Annotated in this window: 6 protein-coding genes; 4 read left to right on the forward strand and 2 right to left on the reverse strand. The window is 74.3% G+C overall.

From position 1 onward, the window contains the following. The 4 genes from CCN39_RS19675 to CCN39_RS19690 all read left to right on the forward strand — a co-directional run. The coding region (locus CCN39_RS19675) for a 3-deoxy-7-phosphoheptulonate synthase (protein WP_143264086.1) at window positions 1-672 on the forward strand (672 nt) is incomplete at its 5' end. A gap of 11 nt (window positions 673-683) precedes the next feature. Then, on the forward strand, window positions 684-2,051 hold the full coding sequence (locus tag CCN39_RS19680; protein WP_086844035.1) for a condensation domain-containing protein: 1,368 nt from the start codon (window positions 684-686) through the stop codon (window positions 2,049-2,051). A 13-nt stretch (window positions 2,052-2,064) separates the two neighbouring features. Next, entirely contained in the window at window positions 2,065-2,334 is a 270-nt protein-coding gene (locus CCN39_RS19685) for an acyl carrier protein (RefSeq protein ID WP_086844037.1), read from the forward strand. Between the two features lie 6 nt (window positions 2,335-2,340). Then, entirely contained in the window at window positions 2,341-3,414 is a 1,074-nt protein-coding gene (locus tag CCN39_RS19690; RefSeq protein ID WP_208630272.1) for a Gfo/Idh/MocA family protein, read from the forward strand. 8 nt (window positions 3,415-3,422) lie between these two features. On the opposite strand, the gene CCN39_RS19695 is transcribed toward CCN39_RS19690, so the two are convergent. Next, on the reverse strand, window positions 3,423-4,868 hold the full coding sequence (locus CCN39_RS19695; RefSeq protein ID WP_086844039.1) for a carboxylesterase/lipase family protein: 1,446 nt from the start codon (window positions 4,866-4,868) through the stop codon (window positions 3,423-3,425). After that, on the reverse strand, window positions 4,865-5,815 hold a 951-nt coding region (locus CCN39_RS19700; RefSeq protein WP_086844041.1), incomplete at its 5' end, for an aldo/keto reductase. The genes CCN39_RS19695 and CCN39_RS19700, both read right to left, overlap by 4 nt.

A 5,815-nucleotide genomic window follows, 5' to 3' on the forward strand; every position in this document is an offset into this window, starting at 1 on the left:
GCGTCCGGACCGGCGGTGTACACCAGCCACGAAGCCCTGCTGCTGGACTACGAACACGCGTTGCGCCGGACGGACCCGGTTCGGGACGAGGTGTTCGCGTCGTCGGCGCACACGGTGTGGATCGGCGAACGCACCCGCGCGGTGGCCGGGCCGCACATCGCCTTCGCCGGCGAGATCGCCAACCCCGTCGGGGTGAAGGTCGGCCCGGACGCCGATCCGGCCGAGGTGCTGGCGCTGGTCGAACGGCTGACGTGGCACCGCCGGCCGGGCCGGCTGAGCCTGATCGTCCGGATGGGCGCCGACCGGATCGGCGAGCGGCTGCCGCCGATCGTCCGGGCGCTCGGCGACCACGCGGCGGACGTCGTCTGGCTCAGCGATCCCATGCACGGCAACACGGTCCGCTCGGCCCGCGGGCTCAAGACCCGGGTGGTGCGCCGGCTGGCCGACGAGGTCGAGCAGTTCTGCGCGGTGCTCCACCGGCACGGACGGCACCCGGGCGGCCTGCACCTGGAGATCACCCCCGACGACGTCGGCGAATGCGTGGACGACGCCGCGGAGCTGGCGACCGGGCCGCAGCCCGCCCGGTACCGCTCGGCCTGCGACCCCCGGCTCAACCCCGCCCAGGCCGGCGCGCTCGTCGAACTGTTCACCGACGTCCTCACCACCCCCTAGGAGGTCGAGCCATGGCTCCTTCGACAACCACTTCGGTGCCGGTCCGGTTCTCCGGCCTGGCCGGCGCCGTCGCGCCGATGACCTGGTCCCAGTTCGGGATCTGGGGCGCGGTCAAGATGTTCCACCCGCACGACGCCTACCTGAACGTCAGCTGCCGGGTCGAAATCCCGGACGGCCGGACGCTCGACGACGTCCTCGCCGTTCTCCATGACGTCGTCGTGCGGCACGAATCGCTGCGGACGCGGTACTTCGACGCGGCCGACGGGTCGGGCCGGCAGGAGGTGCTCCGCTCCGGCGAGTACGACGTCCGGCTGGAGCACGACCCGGAGGAGCCGCTCGACGACCTGCTCGCCCGGTTCGCCGACCGCTCGTTCGACGTCGACCGCGGGCTGCCCGCCCGGTTCGCCGTCGTCTGCTTCGGGCAGCGGCCGGCCTGGCTGCTGGTCGTCGTGTCGCACCTGTCCATCGACGGCCTCGCGCGCAACCGGCTCCACGAGGAGCTCACCGCGCGGCTGGCGGGCGACCGCCACCACGGCGAAGACCGGCCGCTGCTGACCCCGGTGGCGCAGGCCCGGGCGGAGAACAGCCCGGCCGGGATCCGGCTCAACGAGCGCACGATCGAGCGGTGGCGGCGGTTCGGGGACCGGGTCGACGTGACGAACTTCCCGGGGCCGTCCGCCGTCCGCGAGCCGCGCTGGGTGCGCGTCGCCATGTGCTCGCCCGCGCTCGGCGCCGCGTTCGACCGGATCGCCGACCGGGCCAAGGTCACTTCGCCTGCCGTGTTCGCGGCCATGTCGGCGACGGTGGTGTCGATGCTGTCCGGCCGGTCCGGCAGCGCGCTCCGCTGCATGATCTCCAACCGGTTCACCGAGGCCGAGAAGTACTACATCGGCAACATGGCGCAGTCGGGTGCCTTCGACGTCGAGGTCGGCGACGCGGTGTTCGACGAAGTCGTCCGGCGCACCATGGCCGCGAGCATCCGCGGGTACTCGATGGGCCGGTACCGGATGGAGCAGCTGGCGGAGATCATCCCGCCGGGCCGGTTCGACGCCATGCACAACGACTTCCGCGACACCGCGGTCGCCAGGAAGGCACCGCTGTCGGACGCCGAGATCCACGCGCTGCGGCCGCGGACCGTGGTCGGGCCACCGCAGGTCCTGCACTACTACGACGACAAGTTCCACGTCGAGATCCGCAACGGCGCGGACGGCCCCGCTCCCCAGCTGATGCTCGACCGCCACTGCGTGCCCGCCGCCGAGCCGCGGGACGTCCTCGTCGCGATGGAGGTCTTCGCGCTGGCGCAGCTTTCCGGGCACCGGGACGTCCCCGCCGTCGAAGCGTTCAAGCTCGCCCTCGCCCAAGCCACCGAAGCCGACTGAGAGAGGCACCCCGATGAGCAACGAGACGGAAACCCCCGAGCGCGCCGAGGTGGCGCGGCGGCTGACCGCGTGGGTCGTGGAGCTGGTGCCCGGGTGCGAGGAGTCCGCGCTGGCGGAGGCCACCTCGCTCACGGACTTCGCCGGGTTCGACTCGATCGCCATCGTCCAGCTGCTCGCCAAGGCCGAGGCGGAGTTCGGCGTCGACCTCGCCGACCAGGACCAGGCGATCGCCAGCGCGAGCACGATCGGCTCGCTGGCGGACACCATTCTCCGGCTGCGCTGAGCCACCGTGGAGATCCGCCTCGCTCTGATCGGCCTCGGCTGGGCCGTCCGCGAGCTCTGGGCGCCGAGGATCCTGGCGCACCCGGGGTTCAGGGTCGTCGCCGTGCACGACCCGGACCCGGCCGCCACCGCCTGGGCCGCCGCCCGGTTCCCGGCCGCGCGGTCCCTCGGCGACCCCGGCGGCCTGCGTAGCGGCGATGTCGACTTGGCCGTGGTCGCGACGCCCAACCACCTGCACGCCACCACCGCGATCCCGCTGCTGGCCCGGGGCATCGCCACGTTCGTCGAGAAGCCGGTCTGCCTGAGCGCGGCAGAGGCGGCGGCGCTGGCGGCCGCGGAGCGCGCGGGCGGGGCGCGGCTGCTGTCGGGCACCGCGGCCTGGTACCGCGCGGACGTCACGGCCGTGCGCGAGCTCCTCCCGGAACTCGGCCCGCTCCGGTCGATGGAGCTGTCGTGGATCCGGGCCGCCGGCGTCCCCGCGCCCGGCGGCTGGTTCACCGAACGCCGCCGGGCGGGCGGCGGAGCCCTCGTCGACCTGGGCTGGCACCTGATCACCGTCGGCATGCGGCTGGTGTCGTGGCCGCCGGTGGCGCAGGTGATCGGCGCGGTGTCGGCGGACTTCCTCGCCCGCTCGGGCGCCGAAGCGACCTGGCGGGGGTCACCCGGCGGTCCGGAGCGCGAACTCGCGCCGAAGGACGTCGAAGACACGGTTCGCGGCGTCCTGGCCCTCGACGGCGGGCCGCTGGTGGGCCTCACCGCGGCTTGGGCGTCGCACGCGGTCCGCGACGTGACCCGCGTGGTGCTCGAAGGCGCCGACGCCCGTGCCGAACTGACGTGCACGTTCGGTCTCAGCCCGAACGGCGTCGGCAGTTCGCTGGTCTTGCACCGCAACGGCCGCGCCGAGCCGATCGAGCCGCCGCCCGAGACCCGGGGGGCGGAGTACCGGCGCCAGCTCGACCACCTCCCGGCGCTGCTGACCGACCCGGCCCAGCGGGGTGTGGCCTCGGCCGAGGTGATCCGGACGATCGACGTGATCGAACGGCTCTACCGGTCGGCCGGGGCTCCCCGGCCGACCGCGTGAAGCCGGGCTCAGGCGTCGGTCCCGAGCAGGTCCACCACGTCGAACCGATGGTCGCGCCACACCGCCGCCGATCGCTCCTCCGGGTAGCGCTCCACTGTGGACACCACGTCGTAGACCCGGGTGGCGCGCCCCAGCGGTTCGAACGCGGCCCAGCCGGGGTCACCGGTTGCGGCGAAGGCCAGGTACTCGCGGCGCATCAGCTCCGAAAGCGCGCCGTGCTGCTCGACCGCCTCGGGGCCGGCGCTCGTGACGGCACCCGCCAGGTCCGTGGTGCCGAAGACCAGCGACGCGTCCAGCATGTGGCAGGCACCCTCCGGCCCGTATTCCCAGCACAGCTCGGACATCCACACCGGCGAACCACCCGCCTGCGCGGCTTCGGCGAGGCGCAACGTCGGCATCCGCAGCAGCCAGTCCCCCAGGGCGATCTCGCGCAACGCCGTCGCGCTCGATCCGGGGAACCGGACGCGGTAGCGGGCCGCGTCCACGGTCGGTGCGAGGCCGGTGATCAGCGTCGCCACCTCGGCGTCTTCGGCCGGTCCGAGCCGGGCGGCGAGCAGCCGGGCGTCGTCGCGGGTGTGCCCGAGCAGGAGGGGCACGCCGTTCGCGGCGCCCGCGGCCAGGCCCGCCCAAGGGGCGACGGGCAGGATCTCGCCGTCGACCACCGGGGAGAACGGAGTCGGCGTGTGGACGACCGGGCCCCACCTCGGGTCCATGCGTTCGCTCACCGCCATCACGGCCGCCAGCAGCCGCGCCGGGGAGACGTCGGTCAGGTCGGGTGTGCCCGCCTCGGCGCGGATGTGCCCGGTCACCTCGGCGGCCAGCGCGGGCGTGAAGTACGTGCCCGGCAGGCTCTGCAGGACGGCGCGGTCGATCAGCCCGGCCGCCCGCGGCATCACCAGCAGGGCGGCGCACGAACCGGCGCCCGCCGACTGGCCGTACACCGTGACGTTGCCGGGGTCGCCCCCGAACGCGGCGATGTTGTCCTTCACCCAGCGCAGCGCGGCGATCTGGTCGAGGAGCCCGCGGTTGTCCGGGTGGCCGTCGAGGTGGGCCCACCCTTCGGCGCCGACGCGGTAGTTGACGCTGACCACCACCGCGCCGCCGGCCGCGAGCCGCGCCCCGTCGAAATGCGGGTTCGCGGTGCTGCACTGCAGGTACGCCCCGCCGGTGATCCAGACGAGCACCGGCAGCCGGGCCGCGCCGGGGTCCGGCGTCCAGACCGCCAGGGTCAGCCAGTCGTCGCCGGTCGTCGGGGCCTGGGGGCCGGGCGGCGCGGTGCCGAACGCGGAAACGTCGCGAACGCCGTCCCACGGCGCCGCCGGGCGGGGTTCGCCGAACCGGTTCGCGCCGATCGGCGGAGCGGCGAACGGGATCCCCCGGAACGCGAAGACCTCGTCCTGGGCTTCGCCCTCGACCAGTCCGGTGGCGGTCCGGGCTCGTGGCCGGCCGATCATGCGCTTCCCCTCCTCGGGTCCTGCCAGGTGCGTTCGTCGAGCGGGACCGCGGCGATCGCCGCCATCAGCGCGTCTTCGACCACCACGTCGCTCAACGCCAGCGTCCGCTCGTAGCTGTCCGCACTGGCCGCGCCGACGATCGTCGAGGTGATCCTCGGATCGCGAAGCGACCAGTGCAGCGCCGCCGCGGCGAGCGGTACTCCCGCGGAGGCGCACAGCCGCCCGATCTCGTCGGCAGCCGCGAGCAGCGCCGGCGGGGCCGCCCGGTAGGCGTAGTGGGTGTGCTTCGACGGCCAGGCAGTCAACAGGCCCCCGCCGTAGGGCGCGGCGTTGAACACCCCCAGACCGCGCTCGGCGGCCAGGTCGAGCAGTTCGTCCGCGGACCGGTCCACCAGCGTCCAGCGGTTGTGGGTGATCAGGGTGGCGAAGTGGCCGGTGCGCACCAGCTCGCACAGCAGCGGGACCGGGCCGCCGGCGACGCCGAGGTGCTCGATGAGGCCTTCGTCGCGGGCCTCGAGCAGAGCCTCGACCGCCCCGCCGCGCCCGAGGAGGTCCTCGGGCGCGGCGTGTTCCGGGTCGTGCAGGTAGCACACCGGCAGCCGGTCCACGCCCAGCCGGTCCCGGCTCTCCCGGAGCGACTCCCGCATCCGGGCCCCGGAGAAGTCCCCGGTGAAGTGCCGGTCCGCCTTGGTCTGCACCAGGAAACCCGGTGGCGGGCCGCCCAGTTCGGCCAGCACGCCGCCGATCCGCCGTTCGCTTTCCCCCTCGCCGTAGTTGTTCGACGTGTCCACCACGGTGATCCGGCCGTCGCGCACCACGCGCCGCAGCAGTTCCGCGGTCTGCGCGCGAGTGGGCCCGGAGCCGTCCGCCCAGTGCCGCCAGCCCGCCGCGCCCACCGTCACCGGCGACACGGACAGCCCGGTCCGGCCGAGCGCCCGCCGCTCGGT

It is taken from the genome of Amycolatopsis kentuckyensis, assembly GCF_002155975.1.
In the GTDB taxonomy this organism is placed as follows: Bacteria; Actinomycetota; Actinomycetes; order Mycobacteriales; family Pseudonocardiaceae; genus Amycolatopsis; species Amycolatopsis kentuckyensis.